The organism is Streptomyces cathayae (assembly GCF_029760955.1).
GTDB lineage: Bacteria > Actinomycetota > Actinomycetes > Streptomycetales > Streptomycetaceae > Streptomyces > Streptomyces cathayae.
Window position 1 is genome coordinate 1049905 of sequence record NZ_CP121682.1, and the last position, 21931, is coordinate 1071835.

The window sequence follows — 21931 nt, forward strand, 5'->3', positions numbered from 1 at the left end:
GACCGGACCGCGTGATCCCTGACGGGAAGTCTTGAACCAGTGCCGCAACCCGTCGCGCCGCTCCGGATACATTTCGCTCCCCCATGCGCCCCCGATCCCCAGGCTCCGCGCTGCCCCCGATCGCGGCACACTTCCATGGCTCTCGCTGTCCAGCCTTGCGAGAACTGACCACAGGCTACCGAGCCTTGGATTTTTTTGGAATACCTAGGAAGACAATGGGCTACTCCCGGAGGGGCCCGCCATAAGCTCCGCGGTCACGCCTTCGGTGACGAAACGGAAGAGGTCCGGGACTTCCGGCATGAGATGTGCACGGTGCTGTGCCGTGTTCTTGGGATGCCGCACCGACGTGTCTGCGCGGCATCGACGTCCTCGACGAGTCGCTGGATACTCGGCATCGCCCTCGCCCCTTCCCCCGTCACCAAGCGTGGGTACGTGCTGGAGGACACGTCCCAGGAGGTTGAGCTGCCACATCTGCCATGGGATACGGGTGGTTTCGGCCATGCGTGGGCCTGCCGGCGGCAGCGCGAGGCCAAGGACGCGGGAGGGGGCGGAGAGCAACAGGCAGACGCGGTCCATGAGCAACCGGGTGACCGCCGGCGCTCACCGGGGATGCCAGTGGAGAAACGTCAGGCGGCCCGCCGTATCCGGTCCCCGTGGCCGCGGACGATGTCCGCGTACCGGTGGCCGGAGCCCTTGATGGTGCGGGTCTGGGTGGCGTAGTCGACGTGGACGAGGCCGAAGCGCTTGGCGTAGCCGTACGCCCACTCGAAGTTGTCCAGCAGTGACCAGGCGAAGTAGCCGGCGAGCGGGGCGCCCTTGCGGGCGGCGGAGGCGCAGGCGGCCAGGTGCTGTTCCAGGTAGTCCTGGCGTTCCGGGTCGTCGATCGTGCCGTCGGGGCGGACCACGTCCGGGAAGGCGGAGCCGTTCTCGGTGACGTAGAGCTTGCGTGCGCCGTAGTCGTTCGTCAGGCGCAGCAGCAGCGTCTCGATGCCGCTCGCGTCGATCTCCCAGTCCATGCCGGTGCGCGGGACGTCGGCGCGGCGCACGAAGGCGGCGTGCGGTGCCGGGCCGTCGGGGTCGGCCGTCACCACCTGGGGGAAGTAGTAGTTGAGGCCGAGCCAGTCGAGCGGGGCGGCGATGGTCGCCGGGTCCCCGGGGCGCTCCGGGAGTTCGACTCCGTAGACCTCGCGCATGTCGGCGGGGAAGCCGTAGCCGTGCACGGGGTCCAGCCACCAGCGGTTGGTGTGGCCGTCCATGCGGGTGGCGGCGGCCAGGTCCTCGGGGCGGTCGGTGGCGGCGTGGATCGTGGAGAGGTTGTTGACGATGCCCACCTGGGCGTTCGGGGCGGCGGCGCGGATCGCCCGCGCGGCGAGGCCGTGGCCCAGCAGCAGGTGGTAGGAGGCGCGGACCGCCGCCGTCAGGTCGGTCAGGCCCGGTGCCATCCTGCCTTCCAGGTGGCCGATCCAGGCCGAGCACAGCGGCTCGTTGAGGGTGGCCCAGTGGTGCACGCGGTCGCCGAGGCGTTCGGCGACCGCCGACGCGTACGCGGCGAAGTGCTCGGCGGTGTCGCGCTCCGGCCAGCCGCCGCGGTCCTGGAGGGCCTGGGGCAGGTCCCAGTGGTAGAGGGTGGCGGACGGGGTGATGCCCGCCTCGAGCAGGCCGTCGGTCAACCGGTCGTAGAAGTCGAGGCCCTGGGCGTTGACCGGGCCGTCGCCGCCGGGGACGACGCGGGGCCAGGCGAGGGAGAAGCGGTAGGCGTTGGTGCCGAGGCGGCGCATCAGGTCGATGTCCTCGCGCCAGCGGTGGTAGTGGTCGCAGGCGGTGTCGCCGTGGTCGCCGTTGTCGATGGTGCCGGGGGTGTGCGCGAAGGTGTCCCAGATCGACGGCGAGCGGCCGTCCTCCGTCACGGCTCCCTCGATCTGGTACGCCGAAGTGGCCGTGCCCCACAGGAAGTCGTCGGGGAGGGCGGCGTGGTCGATGGTCACGGAGGTCCTTTCGGGTACGGGGACGCCGGTCACTTGACGGCTCCCGCCGTCAGACCGGCGACGAGGTAGCGCTGCAGCAGCAGGAAGCCGGCGACCACGGGGACGCTCACCACGAGCGAGGCCGCCATGATCTGGTTCCAGTACACGTCGTTGAGGGTGGAGTAGCCCTGGAGGCCGACGGCGAGGGTACGGGTGGTGTCGTTGGTCATCACCGAGGCGAACAGCACTTCGCCCCAGGCCGTCATGAAGGCGTAGACGGCGACCGCGACGATGCCGGGGATCGCGGCCGGCACGACGACCCGGAAGAGCGCGCCGAGCGGGCCGCAGCCGTCGACCAGCGCGGCCTCGTCCAGGTCCCTCGGCACCGAGTCGAAGTAGCCGATCAGCATCCAGATGGAGAAGGGGAGGGAGAACGTCAGGTACGTCAGGATCAGGCCGCCGCGCGAGCCGAACAGGGCGATGCCCGTGGCGTTGCCGATGTTGACGTAGATGAGGAACAGCGGGAGGAGGAAGAGGATGCCGGGGAACATCTGCGTCGACAGCACGGTCACCGTGAAGACGCGCTTGCCGCGGAAGGTGTGGCGGCTCACCGCGTAGGCGGAGAAGACCGCGATCACCACCGAGCAGACGGTCGCCGCGCCCGCCACGATCAGCGAGTTCACGAAGTACCGGGCGAGCGGGACGGTGGACCAGATGTCGATGTAGGGGCGGATCGTCACCTCGCTCGGCAGCCAGCGGAACGTGCCGGTGACGTCCGCGAGCGGCTTCAGCGAGCTGGAGATCATGACGTACACCGGGATCAGCACGAAGCCGGCGAGCAGGGTGAGGAAGATCCGCCGGGACCACAGGAAGGAACGGGGCGGGGCCATCGGGGACCGGGGCGGGCTCATGGGGCGGTCCTCCGTCCGCGCGAGGTGAGTACGAGGTACACGCCCGTCACGGCGAGCAGGAACAGCAGGAGCAGGACGGACATGGCGGAGCCGGTGCCGAAGTTCCAGGTGACGAAGGACGCCTGGTAGATGTGGACCGAGATGAGGTCCGCGGCTTCGGGGGCGGCCTTGCCGAACAGGACGAACGGGGTGTTGAAGTCGTTGAACGTCCACAGGAACAGGACGAGGACCAGGACCTGGTTGACGGGGCGCAGTGACGGCAGGGTGATGCGGCGGACCTGCTGGATCATCCCGGCGCCGTCGAGGGCGGCGGCCTCGTACAGCTCGCGGGGGATGTTCTGCAGGCCGGCCATGACGATCAGGAAGGCGAACGGCCAGCCCTTCCACACGGACACCGTCAGCAGTGCGAAGAAGCTGTTGTCGCCGATCAGCCAGAAGGACGGCTTGTCGGTGAGGCCGAGCTGGTCGTGCAGGACGTGGTTCACCAGGCCGTTGTCGTGCTGGAACATGAACACCCAGGTGATGACGGCGGCGTAGACCGGCAGGGCGTACGGCACCAGGAACAGGGCGCGCAGCAGGCCGCGGCCGCGGAAGGTGTCCTGCAGGCAGATCGCGGCGGCGGTGCCGAGGAGCCAGCACAGGCCGACCGACAGCACGGTGAAGGCGACGGTGACGAAGAAGGAGTGGAGCAGGGCCGCGCCGACGGGGGCGTCGAAGTCCACCGACACCTTGTAGTTGTCGAGGCCTGCCCAGGGGGCGGTGCCCCAGTCGCGGATGTAGAACTGGGTGAGCTCCTTGAAGCTCATCACGATGCCGATCACCATCGGCACCAGGTGGACGAGGAGTTCGAGGAGGACGGCGGGCAGCAGGAGCAGGTAGGGCAGTCCGACGCGGCGGATCCGCCCGGGGCGGCGGGGGCCGCGCGCCGCCCCGGGGGAGGACTTCCGCGCGGCGGCCTCCGCGGTGGGGGCAGTGGCGGTCATGGCGGTGTCCGGGCTCACTTCTCGGGCATCTGCTGCTGGGCCTTGGTGAGGGCGGCCTCGACCGAGCCGGTGGTCACCTCGCGGCCGCCGGCGGCGTCGGCGAACAGGTCCTTGATCGCCGTTCCGACGGCGGTCTCGAACTGGGACTCGTCGGGGACCTGCGGCAGTGCCACGGCGCTGGTGGCGAGGGTGTCCTTCAGGACGGCGTTGGCCGGGGAGTTGAAGGCCGGGTCCTCCTGGGCCGCCTTGACCGGCGGGATGGAGCTGTAGGCCGTGTTGAGGATCTTCTGCTCGGCGTCGCTCGTCATGAACTTCACGAACTCGGTGGCGCCGTCGAGGTTGCCGCTGTTCTTGAAGACGGCCAGGTTGATGCCGGCGACCATCGAGTTGACCTGCTTGCCCGCGCCCGGGGTGCCGGACTGCACGGGCACGGGGGCGATGCCGTAGTCGTCCTCGCTCATGCCCTGGGACGTGAGGTTGGCGGAGGCGGACTGCCACAGCAGCATCGCCGTCCTGCCCTTGGCGAAGTCGCTGACGGACTGGTTCTGGGCGTACTCGGCGTTGCCCGGGGCGATGATCTTGTCCTTGGCCATCAGGTCGACGTACTGCTTGACCGCGGTGACCGCGCCGTCGTTGGTGAAGTCGGGTTTGCCGTCGGCGGTGAAGAAGTCGGCGCCGTGCTGCTGGGCGAGGACGAAGGCGTGGTGGATGTTCTCGGAGGGGTTCGAACCCTCCATGGCGATCCCCCACTTGCCGTCCTTGGAGACCTTCTTTCCGGCGGCGACCAGCTCGTCCCAGGTGGCGGGCGGGGCGTCGACGCCCGCGTCGGCGAGCATCTGCTTGTTGTAGTAGAGGGCGTACGCCATCGAGTACAGCGGGACGGCGGCCGGGTCCTGGCCCTCGGTGCCGGTGGAGCCGAGCGCGGAGTCGACGAAGCGGTCCTTGCCGCCGATCCTGTCGAAGTTCTTCGCGTCCCACGGCAGCAGCGCGCCCGTCGCCTGGAGCGAGGCGGACCAGGTGTTGCCGATGTTGAGCACGTCCGGGCCCTGGCCGGAGGTGGTCGCGGTGAGGATCCGGTTGAGCAGGTCGGACCAGGGCACGACCTCGAGCTTGACCTTGATGCCGGTCTGCTTCTCGAACTTGTCCAGCTCGGGCTGGAGCACCTTCTTGTCGATCTCGACGCTGGCGCCCTGGTTGGAGGCCCAGTACGTGAGCTCCTGGGGCGAGCCGCCGGACCCGCCGCCCGTGCTCGAACCGCCTCCGCAGGCCGAGGCGGTGAGTGCGAGGGACAGGATGACGGCGCCGGTGGCCGCGGCTCGGATACTGCGCATGGCTCCTGATGTGCCTTTCCGGGGGTGCGGGCAGGAAGCGGAGAAGCGGAGAAGGAAGGCGGGGTCGGCGACTCATGGCTTAATTTAGGACGTGAGTTAAACCCTCCGAAGGCGGCACGTCAAGGGTTTGGACGGAGTCACCCCACTCTTGCCGCGCCTCTTGACTCATCTGTTCCACGGATGAACCATCAGCGGCGAAAGAGCGCTCCCCACTCCCCCACACCGTTCACTTCCTGAACCAGGAGAGCCCCCATGATCTCCGACTCCCCCTCCGTCCAGCCGTCCTCCGACGACGGCCCCCGCGCCTCCGTCCGGCGCCGGGCCGTCCTCGGCGCCGCGGCCGCCGCCCCCGTGCTGGCCGCGCTGACCACCACGGCCTCCGCCGCACCGGGCACCCCCGCCGCGCCGGCCGCCCCTTCCGCCGCGGTGAAGCCCAAAAAGCCGCGCCGGCTGCGGGCCGGCGGCGACCTCGGTCCGAACGTGATCGTCTTCGACCCGTCCACACCGGGCATCCAGGCGAAGCTGGACGAGGTGTTCGCCCGGCAGGAATCGGACCAGTTCGGCCCGGGCCGCTACCAGTTCCTCTTCACACCGGGCACCTACCACGGACTCAACGCCCAACTCGGCTTCTACACCTCGATCTCGGGCCTCGGCCTCTCCCCCGACGACACCACCATCAACGGCGACGTGACGGTCGACGCCGGCTGGTTCGACGGCAACGCCACCCAGAACTTCTGGCGTTCGGCGGAGAACCTGGCCCTCGTCCCGGTCAACGGCACCAACCGCTGGGCGGTCTCCCAGGCCGCCCCGTTCCGCCGGATGCACATCCGCGGCGGCCTCAACCTGGCGCCCGACGGCTACGGCTGGGCCAGCGGCGGCTACATCGCCGACAGCCGGATCGACGGCACGGTCGGCCCGTACTCGCAGCAGCAGTGGTACACCCGGGACAGTTCGGTCGGCGGGTGGACCAACGCCGTGTGGAACATGGTGTTCTCGGGTGTCGAGGGCGCCCCCGCGCAGAGCTTCCCGGAGCCGCCGTACACCACGCTCGACCGGACTCCGCTCTCCCGCGAGAAGCCGTTCCTGTACCTGAACGGCGCCGACTACCGCGTCTTCCTGCCCGCGCTGCGCCGTGACGCACGCGGTGTCAGCTGGGGCAACGGCACCCCGCGCGGCACCTCCCTGCCCCTGGACCGTTTCTACGTCGCCAGGCCCGGCGACTCCGCGGCCACCCTCAACCAGGCACTCGACCAGGGCCTCAACCTGTTGCTGACGCCGGGTATTTACCACGTCGACCAGCCGGTCCGGGTCAACCGGGCGGGCACGGTCGTCCTCGGCCTCGGCTACGCCACCCTGATCCCCGGCAACGGCGTCACCGCCCTGAAGGTCGCCGACGTCGACGGCGTACGGCTGGCCGGCTTCCTGGTCGACGCCGGGCCGGTCAACTCCCGCACCCTGGTGGAGATCGGCCCGGACGGTGCCTCCCGCGACCACTCGGCCGACCCGATCACCGTCCAGGACGTGTTCATCCGGATCGGCGGCGCGGGCCCCGGCAAGGCGACCACCAGCATGGTGGTCAACGCCCGGCACACCATCGTCGACCACACCTGGATCTGGCGCGCCGACCACGGCGAGGGCGTCGGCTGGGAGACCAACCGCTGCGACTACGGCGTCGTCGTCAACGGCCACGACGTCCTGGCGACCGGCCTGTTCGTCGAACACTTCAACAAGTACGACGTCCAGTGGAACGGCGAACGCGGGCGCACGATCTTCTTCCAGAACGAGAAGGCCTACGACGCGCCGAACCAGGCCGCCGTCCAGAACGGCTCGATCAAGGGCTACGCCGCGTACAAGGTCGGCGACCACGTCACCACCCACGAGGGCTGGGGCATGGGCAGTTACTGCTACTACAACGTCAACCCGTCGATCGTGCAGCACCACGGCTTCGCCGCCCCGAACCGCCCGGGCGTCCGCTTCCACCACCTGCTGGTCGTGTCGCTCAGCGGCCACGGGCAGTACGAGTGCGTCATCAACGACACGGGTTCACCGACCTCGGGCACCGAGACCGTGCCGTCGAAGGTGGTGTCCTACCCCTGACCCCGGTGTGCGGTGCGCGCTCCGGGCGGAGCCGGCGGTCGGAGCGCGCACCGCGACGGCGCCGGTTGTGGACGCGGCGACCGACTCGCCACGGACACGGACGGGCGTACCGATGGTTCCGGCGCGGGCCGTACGTCGTTACGGGTGGAAAGAAAGGAGATCCACCATGCCCCTGCCGGAGTCCGCGCGGTACCCCACGACCGAACTCGACACCCGCTACAGCTCCGCGCTCAATCCCCGCCCGGGTGCCGCGGACGTCACCGCCACCGAGTGGGCCGAGGCCCGGCGGCGACTGGAGGCGGCGGAGATCTTCTGGGTGTCCACGGTGCGGCCCGACGGCAGGCCGCACGTCACGCCCGTGATCGCCGCCTGGCACGACGGTGTGCTGTACTTCTCCACCGGTCGGGGGGAGCAGAAGGCGAGGAACCTCGCACACGATGCGCACTGCGTGCTGACCACCGGCGCGAACTCGCTCACCGAAGGGCTCGACCTGGTGGTCGAGGGCGAGGCGAGACCGGTTACCGATCCGGCGCTGCTGGAAGAGGTGATCGCGGCGTACGAGGCCAAGTACGGACCGCACATCACCTCCCCCGAGGGCACCTTCCACGGGCTCGGGGAGACGTTCCGGAAGGGGGACGCGGTGGTGTTCGCGGTGGCCCCGGCCACCGCGTACGGTTTCGGCCGGGACGACGGGGTGTACAGCCACACCCGGTGGGTGTTCTGAGCAAGCGGGCGAACGGCGCGCCGCCGTGTGCCGCCGTGTGCCTGCGGCGGTGGCCCCCTCCACGTGTGGGTGCGGAAGGGGCCACCGTCCTGCCGGCCGGCGCGGGCGCGGGACGGCGTTGCGGCTACCGTGCCGGGACGGGTGCCGGTGCGTAGCCGACGGGCCGGGTGGTGAAGGTGCCGCGGCCCTGGGTGCGGCTGCGCAGGCGGGTCGCGTAGCCGAACAGCTCGGCCAGCGGCACCGTCGCGGTGACGACGGTGCTGCCCGACCGGGTGGCCGAGCCGGTCACCCGGCCGCGGCGTGCGGCCAGATCGCCGAGCACCCCGCCCACCGTCTCCTCGGGCACGGTGACGGTGGCCTCCACCACCGGTTCCAGCAGCACCATCGCGCAGGACCGCAGGGCATCCCGCAGACCGAGCCGGCCGGCGGTGCGGAAGGCGGTGTCCGAGGAGTCCTTCACATGGGTCGCCCCGTCGGTGAGCGTGACGCGCAGCCCGGTCACCGGATGACCGCCCGACGGCCCCTCGGCCAGGGCGTCCCGGCAGCCGGCCTCGACCGCGCGGACGTACTCCTGCGGCACGCGCCCGCCGACGACGGCCGAGCGGAACTCGAACCCGGTGCCCGGGGCGCCCGGGACGCCCAGCGGCTCGACGTCGAGCACGACGTGGGCGAACCGGCCCGCCCCGCCGTCCTGTTTGACGTGCCGGAAGACGAACCCGGACACGCCGCGGCCGACGGCCTCCCGGTAACCGACCTGGGGGCGGCCCACGTTGACGGCCATCCCGTGATCACGCCGGATCTTCTCCACCGCGATCTCCAGATGCAGCTCACCCATGCCGGACAGCACCGTCTGACCGGTCTCCGGGTCGGTCCGCACCACCAGCGAGGGGTCCTCCTCGACGAGCCGCGCGAGTGCCGACGCCAGACGTCCGGTGTCGTTCCTCCGGAGTGCCTCGAGCGCCACGGAGACGACGGGCTCGGCGACCCCCGGAGGTTCCAGGACCAGCGGGGCGCAGGGTGCGCACAGGGTCGATCCGGCACGGGCGGACCTCAGCCCGGCCACGGCGACGATGTCCCCGGCGACCGCCCGGTCCAGCGGGGCGTGCCGGTCGGCCCGGACCCGCAGGATGCGGCCGATGCGCTCGGTGCGGCGGGCGGTCGCGTCCCACACGGTGTCTCCCCTCTCGATCGTTCCCGAGTACAGGCGCAGATAGGTCAGTCGTCCGGTGGACGTGGCGTTCACCTTGAACGCGAGGGCGGCCAGCGGTGCCCCGGGGTCGGCGGGGCGGTCCTGCTCACCGGTGCCGTCGTCGCGCGTCCCGCGCACGGGCGGCACGTCGAGCGGGGACGGCAGGTAGGCGAGGACGGCGTCCAGCAGGGGCTCGACGCCCCGGTCGCGGTAGGCCGAGCCGCACAGCACGACGACGCCCTCGCCGCTGCGGGTGAGGTCGCGCAGGGCGGAGGTGAGCGTACGGGTGCTGAGCGCGCCCGTGTCGCAGAACTCCTCCAGCGCGCCCGGATGCAGTTCGGCGACGGCCTCCTCCAGCGTCCGGCGCCGACGGCGGGCCTCCTCCCTGAGGTCGTCCAACACGGGGCCCTCGTGGGCCGTCGTACCGTCGTCGGTCCAGGTAAGCGCCCGCATGCGGATCAGGTCGACGACGCCGGTGAAGGTGTCCTCGGCACCGATCGGCAGCTGGACCGCCAGGGGTGCGGGGTGCAGTCGCGCGCGGATCGAGGCGACGGCGGCGTCCAGTTCGGCACCGGCACGGTCCATCTTGTTGACGAACGCGATGCGCGGTACACCGTGCCGGTCGGCCTGCCGCCACACCGACTCGCTCTGCGGCTCCACGCCGGCCACCGCGTCGAACACCGCGACCGCGCCGTCGAGGACGCGCAGCGAGCGCTCGACCTCGTCTGCGAAGTCGACGTGCCCGGGGGTGTCGATCAGGTTGATGCGGTGACCGTCCCAGGTGCAGCTGACGGCGGCGGCGAAGATCGTGATGCCCCGGTCGCGTTCCTGCGGGTCGAAGTCGGTGACGGTGGTGCCGTCGTGCACCTCGCCCCGCTTGTGCGTGGTGCCGGTGGCGTACAGGATCCGCTCGGTGACGGTGGTCTTGCCGGCGTCGACGTGGGCGAGGATGCCGAGGTTGCGGACGGTGGCGAGGGGGTCGGCGTGCAGGAGGTCGCGCATGGCCCGTGGCCTTTCGGTGTTCTGTGACAGGACAGCGCGATTCCCGGACGAGACCCGTGGTCGGGCGACGGGGGCACAGGGGTGCCCAAAAGCCGTCACGACAATGCGACGTGGCCGCCCGTCAATGATTCGGTCTCGTCACGGCATCCGGTGCCGGCCGCGCAGCGGGCACCGGACGGCCGAGGACACGAGGAGCACCTCGGAGCGGACGGACCGGGTCCGGAGAACGGCCGCGGCGGTGTGGTCACGCATGGCCGGACTCCCCTCACGGTCTCGAAGGCGCGCCCTTCCGTCGAGGCGGCGCCTGCTCGTTGCCGAGTGTAGGGAGGGCCGGGTGGGCGGAGCCACGGGTTTTCCCGTGTGACGGGGATCACGTCGGGGGGAAAACCCGCGGCGCGGCTCGGGCGTCTAGCGGGTGTGAGATCAGTCAGGGCAGCACTGCACAAGGTGGACGAGGAACGTCTCGTCCGGCTGGTGGCGAAGGGCGACCGTGCCGCGTTCGAGGAGTTGTACCGGCGTACGGCGCCGTGGCTGGCGGTGCGGCTGCGCCGCCGGTGTGCGGACGAGCAGATCGTCGCGGAGGTCATGCAGGAGACCTACCTGGCGGTGTGGCGCGCGGCGGGCGCGTTCGCCGGGGCCGCGGTCGGCGGGACGGCCGTCGGTTGGCTGTGGACGATCGCGGCGCGCCGCCTGGTCGACGCGTTCCGGCGCAGGGCTCACCACGCGGAGCCGCCGCCGGCCGCCGCCGTGCCCGGCGCGGCGCCCGCCGCCGAGGAGGAGGCGCTCGCGGCGACCGTCGGCGGTGAGGTCGGGGACGCACTGCGGTGCCTCGCGCCGGAACTGAGACAGGTACTGCAGGCCATGGTGCTCGACGGGCTGTCCGTCCGGGAGACCTCGGTCCTGCTCGGGCTGCCCGAGGGCACGGTCAAGACCCGTGCCCGCCGGGCCCGGATCGCGATGCGGAGGGCGCTGGCGTGAGTGGGGAACATCCGTCGACGCGGATCGTCGAGGGGTATGCGCGCGGCGGTACGGACCTCGCCGTTGACGAGGTGTGGGCCGTGGAGGCCCATCTGGAGGCGTGCCGGGTGTGCCGCGACCGGCTGTCCGCCGCCGTCGGTACCGAGGCGCCCGCCGTGGCGGCGCTGGTCGGCACCGTGTGGTCCGGCCTCGAACCCCGGCTGGCGGTCACCGCCACGATGCCGCGCGGACGGCGCCGGCCGGCGCGGCTGTCGAGGTGGCTGACGCCCACGATGGTGCCGTGGCTGGCCATGGTCGTGGGCGTGGTGCTGCTGGCCCTGCTGTTCGACCTGGCCGGCACCGGTTCGGGCGAGGTGTCGCTGGTGCTGCTGTTCGCGCCGGTCCTGCCCGTGCTCGGCGTCGCGGCCTCCTGGTCGCGCGGTCTGGACCCGGCGTACGAACTGACGTCCTCGGCGCCCAGGGCCGGTCTCCCCCTGGTGCTGCGGCGCACCGCGTCCGTGCTCGGCGTGGTCGTCCCCGCGCTGCTGGTGGGCGGATGGGTGACGGGGGTGATGGTGGCCCAGTGGCTGCTGCCCTGTCTGGCCTTGACGGCCGCGACGCTGGCGCTCGGCGGTGCCATCGGGGTGACCCGCGCCGCTGTCGCACTGGCCGCCGTGTGGGCCGCCGTGGTCGTGGCGCCGACCCTGGCCACCAGCCGTACGGCCTTCGCCCTGCAGACGGGCGGTCTGCCCGTGTGGGGGCTGCTCCTCGCACTCGGCACCGGTGTCGTGATCGCCCGCAGGGGCGCGTACTCCGTGCCGGGAGCTACTCGATGACCATCGGAAAGGAACACCACATGACGTCCGCCGTGAGCGCGGCCGACCTCGCACCGACGGCCTACGCCTGGGAGATCCGGGCCACCGGGCTGAAGGTCAAGGTCGGCAGGAAACGCATGGCCGTCGACGGCCTCGACCTGTCGCTGGGCACCGGCGTACACGGGCTCCTCGGTCCCAACGGGGCGGGCAAGACCACCCTCATCCGGACCCTGGCCACCGTGCTGCGCCCCACCGAGGGCACCCTGGAGCTGCTCGGCGAGTCCGCCGACGGCAGGGGCGGGCACCGTGCGCTGCGCCGCCGGATCGGTTACCTGCCGCAGGAGTTCGGCTACTACAAGCGTTTCACGGTGCGCGAGTTCGTCGAGTACATGGCGTGGCTGAAGGAGGTGCCGAAGGCGGAGATCCCCGCGGCGGTGCAGCGCGCCGTGGAGCGGGTGGGGCTGGCGGACCGCGCCGACGAGAGGATGAAGGCCCTCTCGGGCGGCATGGTGCGCAGGGTCGGCATCGCCCAGGCCATCGTCAACGACCCGGCGATCCTGCTGCTGGACGAGCCGACGGTCGGCCTGGACCCGGCGCAGCGGCTGCGCTTCCGCGAACTGCTCCAGGAGCTGGGCACGGACACCTGTGTGCTCGTCTCGACCCATCTGGTGGAGGACGTCGCCGCCGCCTGCACCGACGTGGTGCTCTTCGCCGAGGGCCGGCTGGTCTTCCAGGGCACCCCGGACGAGCTGGCCGCGGCGGGCGGCCCCGAGCACGTGGGCGACAGCCCTCTGGAGCGTGGCTACTCGGCGCTGCTGCAGGGTCCCGTCCGGGAAAGGGGCACCTGGTGAACACCCGTGTTCTGCGCATCGAGTTGAGGCGCTCCGTCGCCCCGTGGGCCGGCGCCGTGGTCTTCACGAGCGCGCTGGCGTTCCTGTACCTGGTGGACGCCTCGTGGTGGAGGGGCACCACGGCGTGGACGGCCCAGTGGACGTCCCTGGCCATGTGGACCCGCAGCCTGTTGTTCTACCTGTGGCCGCTGGCCGTGGGGCTCGGGGCGCTGCAGGGTCTGCGCGACCACCGCTCGAAGATGCCGGAGCTGCTGACGACCACGCCGCGACCCGCCTGGCACCGCGCGGCCGTATCGGCGGGTACGACGGCGATCACCCTGGCCTCGGCCTTCATGCTCCTCGTCCTCGTGGGCGCGGTCCAGGTGGTCGCCCACACCGAGTACACGCACCTCGGGTGGCTGCCGATCTCGCTGGTGGGGGCGCTGTCCCTCGTCGCGGGTGCCGTGCTGGGCATGGGAGCCGGGCGGGCCCTGCCGTCCGCGCTCACCCCGCCCGCGCTGGCCATGGGTGCCTTCGTGTTCACGGCCCTCATGCACATGTCGTTGGGCCGGACGGAGACGGTCACGCAGGAGGGGTATCCGAGCACGGAGCCGAACCGCGTCTCGCTGCTGTCACCGGCGGTGGAGGAGGTGCGCGACGTACTCGTCACGTTCTCCGCCCCCGTACACGTCGGGCAGACGATCTGGCTGCTCGGCATGGCCACGACCGGCTTCGCGCTACTGGTCGCCATGACCCGGCGCGCCCGGCTGGTCGCCCTGACGCCCGTCCTGGCGGGCGCGGTCCTCGCCCTGCTCGTCCTCCCCTCCGACCCGCGCCGGATGTACGTCGTCGACGAGGCCGCCGCGGAGCTGGTGTGCGACGGCCCGGTGTGCGTGACCAAGACGCACCGGGCACGACTCGCCGACCTCGCGGGTCCCGGTAAGGAGGCACTGCGCCTGCTGCACGGCGCCCTGGGCGACCGGGCACCGGTCTCGGTCCGGGAGAACATCGCCGTACTGCCGGACGGCACCGTGCCGCAGTGGTCCGGCGAGACCGTGCTCTTCGACTTCGACGACGGCATCATCGCCGCCGCGCAGGGCGAGGAGCTGACCCGGGCCCTGATCGCCGAAGCCATGGTGCCGGGGTGCACCCCCGTGGGCTGGAGCAGTTGGGGGAGCGAGGACTTCGCGCAGGCCGTCGCGGTGGGCTGGGTCCTCGGGGACCTCAGGCCGCTTCCCGGCACGGAGTCGGCGAGTCTGCGCAGCGAGGTCGAGGCCGAGACCCGTCCGGTGTGGAAGGAGCTCACGGCGCTGCCGCGGGCCGAGCAGCTCTCGCGGATCAACGCGATGCGCGCCGCCGCGCTCTCCTGCGAGGGCAGGGGCGACGCCTTCGACGCCCTGTCCGGCGGTGCGTCCCGGTGAGATGGCTGACGCTGTACGCGCGCTCGCGTCAGGTTCCCGCGTCGCTCGCCACGGTGGTGATCAGCGCGGTGGCGGCGTGGGCGCTCTCCCGGAACGGGGGCGAGGAGCCCGGTGATCTGCGACTTCCCGCGCTCGTCCTCGCCATGGGGGCGATGGCGGCCTCGATCGGGCTCAGCGGGCAGGACCTCGCGCTGGACCGGACGGCCTCGATCCGCTGGGTGCCCCGCAGAGCGGCGCACGTGCTGCTCGCCGGCGCGGTCGTCGGCACGGTGCTGCTGACGGTGCGGGCCATGGGCGAGACCATGGCCACCACCGCGTTCGTCGTCCGGGACAGCGCGGGCCTGATGGGCCTGGCCGCCCTGGGCGCGGCGTTCTCGGGCGGCCAGTACGCGTGGACGCCGCCGTTCGCCTGGCTCTCGTTCGCGTTCTTCGCCCCGCCCCCGACGAGTGTGCCGACGCAGGTGGCGTCCTGGATACTGCTGCCACCCGGCACGGCGGCGGGCACCTGGACGGCCCTGGCCCTCACGGTCGCCGGCACCACGGCCTACGCCGTCGCGGGCCCGAGACGGTGACCGGACCGGGCCCGCCGTCAAGCCGATGATGTCGGGTGCGGGTGATACCGGCGCGCGCCGCTCCGGCGTTCCGAGCCTGGTTCAGCGGCCCCTGCGCACCCGGGCCGCCGCCCTGGCCTCCGCCGCCTTGCGGGCCTCGGCGACCTTGCGGGACTCCTTGCCCGGACGGCCCGAACCGCCTGAACCGCCCGGACGGCTGCCCAGGCCGCGGAAGGGCGCGTTGCCGCTGCCGGCCTTCGTCCCGGCCGGCGGGCGCTTCGCACCGGTGAGGGCGGTCAGCGTCGCCTCGCCGGAGCGCACCGGGGTGACGGTCGGCCGGACACCGGCGTCGGACATCATCCGGTTCACCTCGCGCCGCTGGGCGGGAGTGACCAGGGTGACCACGGTCCCGGACCGTCCGGCCCGTGCGGTGCGCCCGCCGCGGTGCAGGTAGTCCTTGGGGTCGGCCGGCGGATCGACGTTGACGACGAGGTCGAGCGCGTCGACGTGGATGCCCCGCGCCGCGACGTTGGTGGCCACCAGCACGGTGAGGTCACCGTCCGCGAACCGGCCGAGCGTGTGCGTGCGCTGCGGCTGCGACTTGCCGCTGTGCAGGGCACCGGCCCGCACGCCGGCGGCCCGCAGATGACGTGTGAACTGGTCGACGCCCGCCTTGGTGTCCAGGAACATCAGCACCCGGCCGTCCCGGGCGGCGATCTCGGTCGCCGTGGCGTACTTGTCGGCGGGATGCACGGTCAGGACGTGGTGGTCCATGGTGCTCACCGAGCCCGCCCCGGGGTCGACCGACGCGTGGACCGGGTCGTTCAGATGGTTCCGCACCAACTGCTCGACGTGACGGTCGAGCGTGGCCGAGAACAGAAGCCGCTGCCCGTCGGCGGGGACCTGTTCCAGGATGTCCGAGACCTGCGGCAGGAACCCCAGGTCGCACATCTGGTCCGCCTCGTCCAGCACCGTGATCCGCACGTGGTTCAGATGGCAGTCCCGGCGCGACACGAGGTCGGCCAGCCGCCCCGGCGTCGCGACGACCACCTCGGCGCCGCTCCGCAGCTCCGCCACCTGCCGGTTGATCGACAGCCCGCCGACCACCGTCGCCAGCCGTACGTTCAGCGTCCGCGCGTACGGCACCAGGGCGTCGCTCACCTGCTGGGCGAGCTCCCGGGTCGGGACCAGGACCAGCGCGAGCGGCCGCTTCGCCTCCGCCCTCCGGCCCGCCGTCCGGACGAGCAGAGCGAGCCCGAAGGCCAGCGTCTTGCCGGACCCCGTCCGCGCCCGCCCGAGGACGTCACGGCCGGCCAGCGCGTCGGGCAGCGTCGCCGCCTGGATGGGGAACGGTTCCGTCACCCCGAGCCCGCCCATCGTCTCCACCAGCTCCGGCGGCAGCCCGAACGCGTCGAAGGACGCGGCCGGGGTCGCCCCCGGCGGCGCTGTCACTCGCGGGGGCGTGCCGCCCCCGGAGAGTCCGGAGAGTCCGGAGGCCAACGGCTTCGCGTTCATGAGGGGCACCTTCCTGGTCTGGCGCCCGGAGCGCACCGGGGCCCGTACCGTTCGGTACGGGCCCCGGTGCAGTGAAGCGCGGGCACAGCTTATCAGCGGCCCGGAATGCGCCTCCGGCGCCGATTCCTCCCCCTGCACCGGCACCCGCGCCCTCCGAGCGGCTCCGGCCGCCGGCAGGCCGTGTCACTCAGGAGGTGCCGGGTACCTGGAGCGGGCCAGGAACCCCCGCCGACCTGGAGGGAAGCCGCATGCTCTCCGACACCTCCCGCCCCGTCATCACCGCCACACTCCCCGTGGTCGCCGACCACATCGGTGAGATCGCCCAGCGCTTCTACCGGCACATGTTCTCCGCGCATCCCGAACTCCTCGACGGCGTCTTCAACCGCGGCAACCAGGCGCACGGCCACCAGCAGCAGGCCCTGGCCGGCTCGGTGGCCGCGTTCGCGACGACCCTGGTGGAGACACCGGAGCGGGTGCCGGAGCAGTTGCTGAGCCGGATCGCCCACAAGCACGCCTCGCTCGGCATCCGCCCGGACCAGTACCCGATCGTCCACGACCACCTGATGTGGGCGATCGGCGACGTCCTGGGCGACGCGGTCACCGCAGAGGTCGCCGCGGCCTGGGACGAGGTGTACTGGCTGATGGCCAACGCCCTGATCAACCAGGAGCGCGGCCTCTACAGCGCCCGCGGGGTCCGGCCGGAGACGGTCTGGCGGGACTGGCGGGTGGAGCGGAAGATCAAGGAGACCGACGACGTGGTCACCTTCGTGGTCAAGCGGAACGACGACCGCCTGGTGAAGACCTCCCTGCCCGGCCAGTACGTCACCGTCCGGATGCGGATGCCCGACGGGAAGCTCCAGCCGCGCCAGTACAGCCTGACCCGTGCCGACGACGGCGAGCACCGCCAGTTCTCGGTGAAGCGGGTGCGCGGCGAGGGCGGCGACCCCGACGGCGAGATGTCGGCGCTGCTGCACGACTCCGTCGGGGTGGGCGACGACCTGACGCTGTCGCTGCCGTACGGCGACGTGGTGCTCGACGACTCGGGACGTCCGGTGGTGTTCGCCAGTGCGGGTATCGGGGTCTCCCCCATGGCGGGCATGCTGTCGCACCTGGTCGCGGCCGACTCCGGGCTGTCGATCACCCTTCTCCACGCCGACCTCGACGAGGCGTCCTTCCCGCTGCGGCGGCAGGTGGTCAACGACGTGCTGGCACTGCGGGACGCGCGGATGTACCTCTGGTACGAGAAGGGCGCGCACAGCCTCGAACCGGTGACCGGCGTCTTCGAGGGACAGATGGACCTGTCCGCCGTCGACGTCCCCGACGACGCCCTCTACTACCTGTGCGGGCCCCTGCCCTTCATGCAGGCCGTACGGAGCCGCCTGATCGAGCAGGGAATCGCCCCGCGCGACATCCAGTACGAGATCTTCGGCCCCGACCTGTGGCAGGCCGACCTGGACTGACCGTCGTGCCGACGGCGGGCGGCGGCAGGAGAGCGGCCGGGAGTCGTTCCGCGGTCACCCGGAGTTGTATCCCCACCGGGCGTTGCCGTCCTTGCCCATGAAGCACTTCGCGGGCCGCCCATCGGTGGTCGTCGCGACGGCACCGACGGGAGAACAGTACTGACCGAACTGGACACCGGGCCGGCTTCCGGTGCCGCCGCTCGAACTGCCGGAGGAACCACCACTGGTGGAACCGCCGCCGGACGAGCCGCCACTGCCGCTGCCGCCTGTGGTGCCGCCGCTCGAGCCGGTGCCGTACGAGGGCTGCGGTCGCGGCTTCGACTCGGGTTTGGGCTCGGGCTTCGGTTCAGGCTCCGGTTCAGGCTTTGGCTCCGGCTTGGGCTTCGGTTTCGGCTTGGGTTTGGCGCAGGGGTCGCTGGGGCCGATCAGCCACAGGTCGATCTGCGTCCCGGTCGAGACCTCGGTGTCGGGCTCCGGCTGCTGCCTGCACACCTGCCAGTCGGCCAGTTCCTCCAGCCCGTCGTACAGACGCTTGCCGGTGTGGGCGTGGAAGTAGATCACGCGCTCGAGACCGAGGTCGCCGAGAGCACGGGAAGCATCGTCGGCCTGCTCGCCGACGAGGTCCGGCATGACGATCCGGCGGGGGCCGTGCAGCCGGGTCGGGCACTGCTCCTGCTTCGGAACCGCATACAGGGTCAGCGTCCTGGCTGCCGGAGGGACCGTCTCGTCACGGGCCGGGCTCTGGAAGCAGACCTGCCAGCCGCTCGTGGTGGTGTTCACCGGCCGCTGGTCGGAGGAGGCGTCGGCTGCCGACACCGTCTTCCACGGATGCCGGCCGGCCGACACAGCCGCTACGGCGAGAGGGGTCGCCTTGAAGTCGGGGACGGTCAGAGCGGGCTCGGGCTTCTGGACCACGGCCTCCTTCTCGCCGGAGCCCGGACCCAGGTTGGCGAAGAGGAATCCGATCACCGCTACGGAGACGAAAACAGGGTGTCGGCTTATCCAGGTGGCGAACCGTGTTCCGCGGCCTGGGCGCAAGGGGGAGTCGGGAGGGAGAACCTCGCCCGTGGCCACGAGGAGCTCGCCCCTCGGGTCGAGTTTCGAGCCCCACAGTTTGTGCGGATGCCCGTGGACGAGGACCTCGACGGACCGGAACATGCCGTAGGTACGGCGGGAGATCCGCAGGGGCGCGGGGACGCGGATCGCCCTGGGCCTCACAAGACCCCGCAGAAGGACGAGGTCGTTCTTCGTGAGCACGGCCCAGCCCCAGCCGTTGCGGTAGACGGCCCGGACGTCTTCCTGTGGGCCCAGTTCTCCCAACAGCGCCTTCGCCTGGTCGTCGGACAGGGAGAGACTCTCACCAGCGGCGGCTTCGGCGGTGCGCCGGTCCTTGGCCAACAGATCGGACAACGGTTCTCCAGCTCTTTCGAAAAGTTCTCCGGACGTGTCGAGCTGTGAGCCCCGGAAGCCGGTACGTCGCCCCTGCACGAAGACACGTCCCGCACCGCCGGACGCCGTGCTGGAGGCACTGCGCGACAGTTACCGACAAATGCAGATGTTAACGGCTGCCGATCCGGGCCCGGACACCGGCAGGACTCACCGAAGGCACCCGTGACCTGCGCCGATTTCCCGGAGCCATCCTGCTCACCCCGCCGGCACGCGGCAGCGGCCCGTGCCACCCGCCGACGCGAAGGCTCAGGTGAAGCCGCCGTACCGGAAGCACCGGGAGACGTATCGTGAGGCCGTGAAGAGACGGCGTTGGTGGGTTCTGATCAGCTTGTGGGCCATGTGGTGGGCGGCCGTTACCGCTGCCTTTGCGCTTCTGGGCGCGGTTACCGATCAGCCGATGGGTCTGGGGGAGTGCGCGGCGGGCGCCGCGTTTGTGATTGTCGTCGGTGAACTCGGCGACCGCCTGCGGCGACGCTTCTTTCCCCGCCGCAAGGTCGGTTGACTGCTCGGCTCGTCAACGCTTGCTGCGTCGCCGGAACTTCGACCCGCGAGTCAGGCGGGACATGGTGCGGAGGGGCGGCTTCGAAGTATGCCCATGCCCTCCCCCAGGCATGATCTGCACGGACACGTTGCGGAGCCGGGCGAAGCCCAAGACGTGGTCCAAATTGGAGAGGATGTCGAAGGCCGACTGGGGCGCCGACCGGAGGTCCGCGCCGATCAGCAGGGGCGCGGCCATGACCGACCACATCGAGAAGTGGGTGCGGTACTCGGTGTCGGTCATGCCGCCGTTGCCCACCTCCAGCATGTCCGGGTCGTTTCAGCCACCCGGGCCCGCGTACTCGTCGAGGGACAGGTTCTCCTTCATGATCGACAGCATGGAGTCCCAGTCGTCACTGATGTCCCCTGTGGTGCGCCATGACTGCCCGACACCCCTGGCCCATTCCCAGGGCTTGTTCTCACCCCACTCGCAGAGGCTGTAGAGGATCGGACGCCCGGTGGCCTCCAGCGCGTCGCGCATGGTCGTTTGACTTGCTCCTCGGCCTGAAGCCCGGGGATTCTGGCCTTCTCGATCGTTGCTGTGCCACTACGCGGCACGGGGTCCGGTCGGGAATCCGTGGCTTCCTGTTTCTTCGCGCCGTGCCGGGATTGCTCCTGGTCTTACCGGCGCTCCGCAGGCCGATACCGCCAGTCCGGCGGCCGTCTTGACGTTGATCGCGGCGTTGGTGTCCCGGTCGTGGACGGTGCCGCAGGCGGTACAGGTCCACTCCCTCACGTTCAGGGGTTTGGGTCCGTCCTTGACGCCGCAGGCGGAGCAGGTCTGGGAGGTCGGCTCGAACCGGCCGATCTTCACCAGGGTCCGCCCGTACCGTTCCGCCTTGTACTCCAGCATGCCGATGAACGATGACCATCCGGCGTCGTACACCGACTTGGCCAGCCTGGTGCGGGCCAGTCCCGCCACCGACAGGTCCTCCACCGCGATCCCTTGGTTCTCGGAGAGCAGCTTGGTGGAGAGTTGGTGGTGGAACTCGCGGCGCGCGTCGGTGACCCCGGCGTGGGCGCGGGCGACCTTCAGGCGGGCCTTCTCGCGGTTCTTCGATCCCCTCTGTTTGCGGGACAGCTCCCGCTGGGCCTTCTTCAGCTTCTTCTCCGCGCGCCGCAGAAAGCGCGGGGAGTCGATCTTCGTGCCGTCGGACAGCACGGCGAAGTGGGTCAGGCCGAGATCGATGCCGATGGTGCGGTCGGTGTCGGGCATCCGGGCCGTGTCGGCGGCGGGGTCGGTGTCGATGACGAAGGAGGCGAAGTACCGGCCGGCCGCGTCCTTGATGACGGTGACGGAGGTGGGGGTGGTGGGCAGCGTGCGGGACCACTTCACCTTCACCACACCGATCTTCGGCAGGTGCAGACGGCCGCCATCGGTGATCTTCCAGCGGGCGTTGGCGGTGAACCGGATCGACTGCCGGGCATCCCTGCGGGACTTGAAGCGGGGCGGGCCGATCCTGGGGCCCTTGCGGGCGCCGTTGAGGGAGGCGAAGAAGTTGCGGTACGCGCTCTCGGCGTCCCGCAGGGACTGCTGCAGCACCACCGCGGAGACCTCGCCCAGCCAGAACCGCCCGGCTGTCCGCTTGGCCTGGGTGATCAGGCGCGTGGACAGCTCGCCGACCGTCGGGAACATCCCGCCTGCCGTGCGGGCGTCCTCGCGGGCGCGGACCGCGTCGTTGAACACGACGCGGGCGCATCCGAACGCCTTCGCCAACGCGGTCTGCTGGCCGGTGTCCGGGTACAGGCGGAAGCTGTACCGAAGCTGCATGACCGTCACCCTACGTACCTGCGTTGTGGGTGAGGCACAGGAGAACAGAACTGGTCGGCACTGTGTTCTCGTCATGCATGTACATGTGGGCTTCGTGACCGGGTTCCGACACAAGGTGTTCACTGGTGCCCGTTTGAGGCGGATGGAGGAGATCAGCGGCACCTCCTCACCGTGGTCGGGCGGTACATCGCACAGCGGAACCGGCCGGTGTGAGCACAGCCCGGCTCCGCCGGGAGAAGCACTCACGACGCTCCGCGCCGCAGACGGTGAACCCTCCGTGTCCGGCTCCGCCGGACCATCTGCGGCGACGCTCCGCGTCGCGACCATCAGATTCGCTTCACCACCGGGCTGAAGCCCGATGCACTGCGAATAAATCCCGGTAGCTCCCTGGCCTGCCCTCACCCATCGGCAACCGGTGGAGAAC

The 21931-nt window shown here is 71.1% G+C and carries 17 protein-coding genes and 1 pseudogene; 9 read left to right on the top strand and 9 right to left on the bottom strand.

Annotated features, from left to right (window positions below; translation table 11 throughout):
- Positions 1-626: 626 nt before the first annotated feature.
- The 4 genes from PYS65_RS04820 to PYS65_RS04835 are packed head-to-tail and all read right to left on the bottom strand — an operon-like array spanning position 627 to position 5189.
- On the bottom strand, positions 627-1985 hold the full coding sequence (locus PYS65_RS04820; protein WP_279332515.1) for a GH1 family beta-glucosidase: 1359 nt from the start codon (positions 1983-1985) through the stop codon (positions 627-629).
- A 29-nt stretch (positions 1986-2014) separates the two neighbouring features.
- On the bottom strand, positions 2015-2854 hold the full coding sequence (locus PYS65_RS04825) for a carbohydrate ABC transporter permease (RefSeq protein ID WP_341483712.1): 840 nt from the start codon (positions 2852-2854) through the stop codon (positions 2015-2017).
- 17 nt (positions 2855-2871) lie between these two features.
- Positions 2872-3858: a carbohydrate ABC transporter permease gene (locus PYS65_RS04830; RefSeq protein ID WP_279332517.1), complete on the bottom strand. Its 987-nt coding sequence runs from the start codon at positions 3856-3858 to the stop codon at positions 2872-2874.
- Positions 3859-3872: 14 nt separating this feature from the next.
- The gene (locus tag PYS65_RS04835; RefSeq protein ID WP_279332518.1) at positions 3873-5189 is read right to left on the bottom strand and encodes an ABC transporter substrate-binding protein; all 1317 of its coding nucleotides are present in this window, start codon (positions 5187-5189) and stop codon (positions 3873-3875) included.
- A 252-nt stretch (positions 5190-5441) separates the two neighbouring features.
- On the opposite strand from PYS65_RS04835, the gene PYS65_RS04840 reads away from it, so the two are divergent.
- A complete protein-coding gene (locus PYS65_RS04840) occupies positions 5442-7286 on the top strand; it encodes a coagulation factor 5/8 type domain-containing protein (protein WP_279332519.1) in 1845 nt (614 codons plus the stop codon).
- A 166-nt stretch (positions 7287-7452) separates the two neighbouring features.
- Positions 7453-8010 carry a pyridoxamine 5'-phosphate oxidase family protein gene (locus PYS65_RS04845; RefSeq protein WP_279332520.1) on the top strand — a complete coding sequence of 186 codons (558 nt, stop codon included), beginning with the start codon at positions 7453-7455 and terminating at the stop codon, positions 8008-8010.
- Positions 8011-8134: 124 nt separating this feature from the next.
- Here PYS65_RS04845 and fusA read toward each other — a convergent pair whose 3' ends face one another.
- Complete coding sequence (fusA, locus tag PYS65_RS04850; protein WP_279332521.1) at positions 8135-10201, bottom strand: elongation factor G; 2067 nt, start codon at positions 10199-10201, stop codon at positions 8135-8137.
- 417 nt (positions 10202-10618) lie between these two features.
- Here fusA and PYS65_RS04855 point away from each other — a divergent pair, with 417 nt between their 5' ends.
- From PYS65_RS04855 to PYS65_RS04875, 5 genes are read left to right on the top strand one after another with little or no spacing between them, the layout of a single operon-like run.
- Positions 10619-11179, top strand: coding sequence for an RNA polymerase sigma factor (locus tag PYS65_RS04855; RefSeq protein WP_279332522.1), 561 nt, complete (start codon positions 10619-10621; stop codon positions 11177-11179).
- Positions 11176-11994 (top strand): zf-HC2 domain-containing protein, encoded by an 819-nt coding sequence (locus PYS65_RS04860; protein ID WP_279332523.1) that lies wholly within the window; start codon positions 11176-11178, stop codon positions 11992-11994. Before PYS65_RS04855 ends, PYS65_RS04860 begins: the two co-directional genes overlap by 4 nt.
- The gene (locus PYS65_RS04865; RefSeq protein ID WP_279332524.1) at positions 11991-12824 is read left to right on the top strand and encodes an ABC transporter ATP-binding protein; all 834 of its coding nucleotides are present in this window, start codon (positions 11991-11993) and stop codon (positions 12822-12824) included. Before PYS65_RS04860 ends, PYS65_RS04865 begins: the two co-directional genes overlap by 4 nt.
- The gene (locus tag PYS65_RS04870) at positions 12821-14224 is read left to right on the top strand and encodes a hypothetical protein (RefSeq protein ID WP_279332525.1); all 1404 of its coding nucleotides are present in this window, start codon (positions 12821-12823) and stop codon (positions 14222-14224) included. The genes PYS65_RS04865 and PYS65_RS04870 overlap by 4 nt, the downstream gene beginning before the upstream one ends.
- Complete coding sequence (locus tag PYS65_RS04875) at positions 14221-14796, top strand: hypothetical protein (RefSeq protein ID WP_279332526.1); 576 nt, start codon at positions 14221-14223, stop codon at positions 14794-14796. The genes PYS65_RS04870 and PYS65_RS04875 overlap by 4 nt, the downstream gene beginning before the upstream one ends.
- An 81-nt stretch (positions 14797-14877) precedes the next feature.
- Here the strand turns inward: PYS65_RS04875 and PYS65_RS04880 are convergent, their stop codons facing one another.
- Positions 14878-16290, bottom strand: coding sequence for a DEAD/DEAH box helicase (locus PYS65_RS04880; RefSeq protein ID WP_279332527.1), 1413 nt, complete (start codon positions 16288-16290; stop codon positions 14878-14880).
- A gap of 248 nt (positions 16291-16538) precedes the next feature.
- On the opposite strand from PYS65_RS04880, the gene PYS65_RS04885 reads away from it, so the two are divergent.
- A complete protein-coding gene (locus PYS65_RS04885) occupies positions 16539-17750 on the top strand; it encodes a globin domain-containing protein (RefSeq protein WP_279332528.1) in 1212 nt (403 codons plus the stop codon).
- Between the two features lie 54 nt (positions 17751-17804).
- Here the strand turns inward: PYS65_RS04885 and PYS65_RS04890 are convergent, their stop codons facing one another.
- Positions 17805-19160 carry a PASTA domain-containing protein gene (locus tag PYS65_RS04890; RefSeq protein WP_279332529.1) on the bottom strand — a complete coding sequence of 452 codons (1356 nt, stop codon included), beginning with the start codon at positions 19158-19160 and terminating at the stop codon, positions 17805-17807.
- A gap of 334 nt (positions 19161-19494) precedes the next feature.
- Here PYS65_RS04890 and PYS65_RS04895 point away from each other — a divergent pair, with 334 nt between their 5' ends.
- Complete coding sequence (locus PYS65_RS04895) at positions 19495-19701, top strand: hypothetical protein (RefSeq protein WP_279332531.1); 207 nt, start codon at positions 19495-19497, stop codon at positions 19699-19701.
- Positions 19702-19863: 162 nt separating this feature from the next.
- Here PYS65_RS04895 and PYS65_RS04900 read toward each other — a convergent pair.
- Positions 19864-20223, bottom strand: a pseudogene (locus tag PYS65_RS04900) (alpha-amylase family protein); the annotation flags it as partial.
- Between the two features lie 60 nt (positions 20224-20283).
- Positions 20284-21507, bottom strand: coding sequence for an RNA-guided endonuclease InsQ/TnpB family protein (locus tag PYS65_RS04905; RefSeq protein WP_279332532.1), 1224 nt, complete (start codon positions 21505-21507; stop codon positions 20284-20286).
- Positions 21508-21931: the final 424 nt, after the last annotated feature.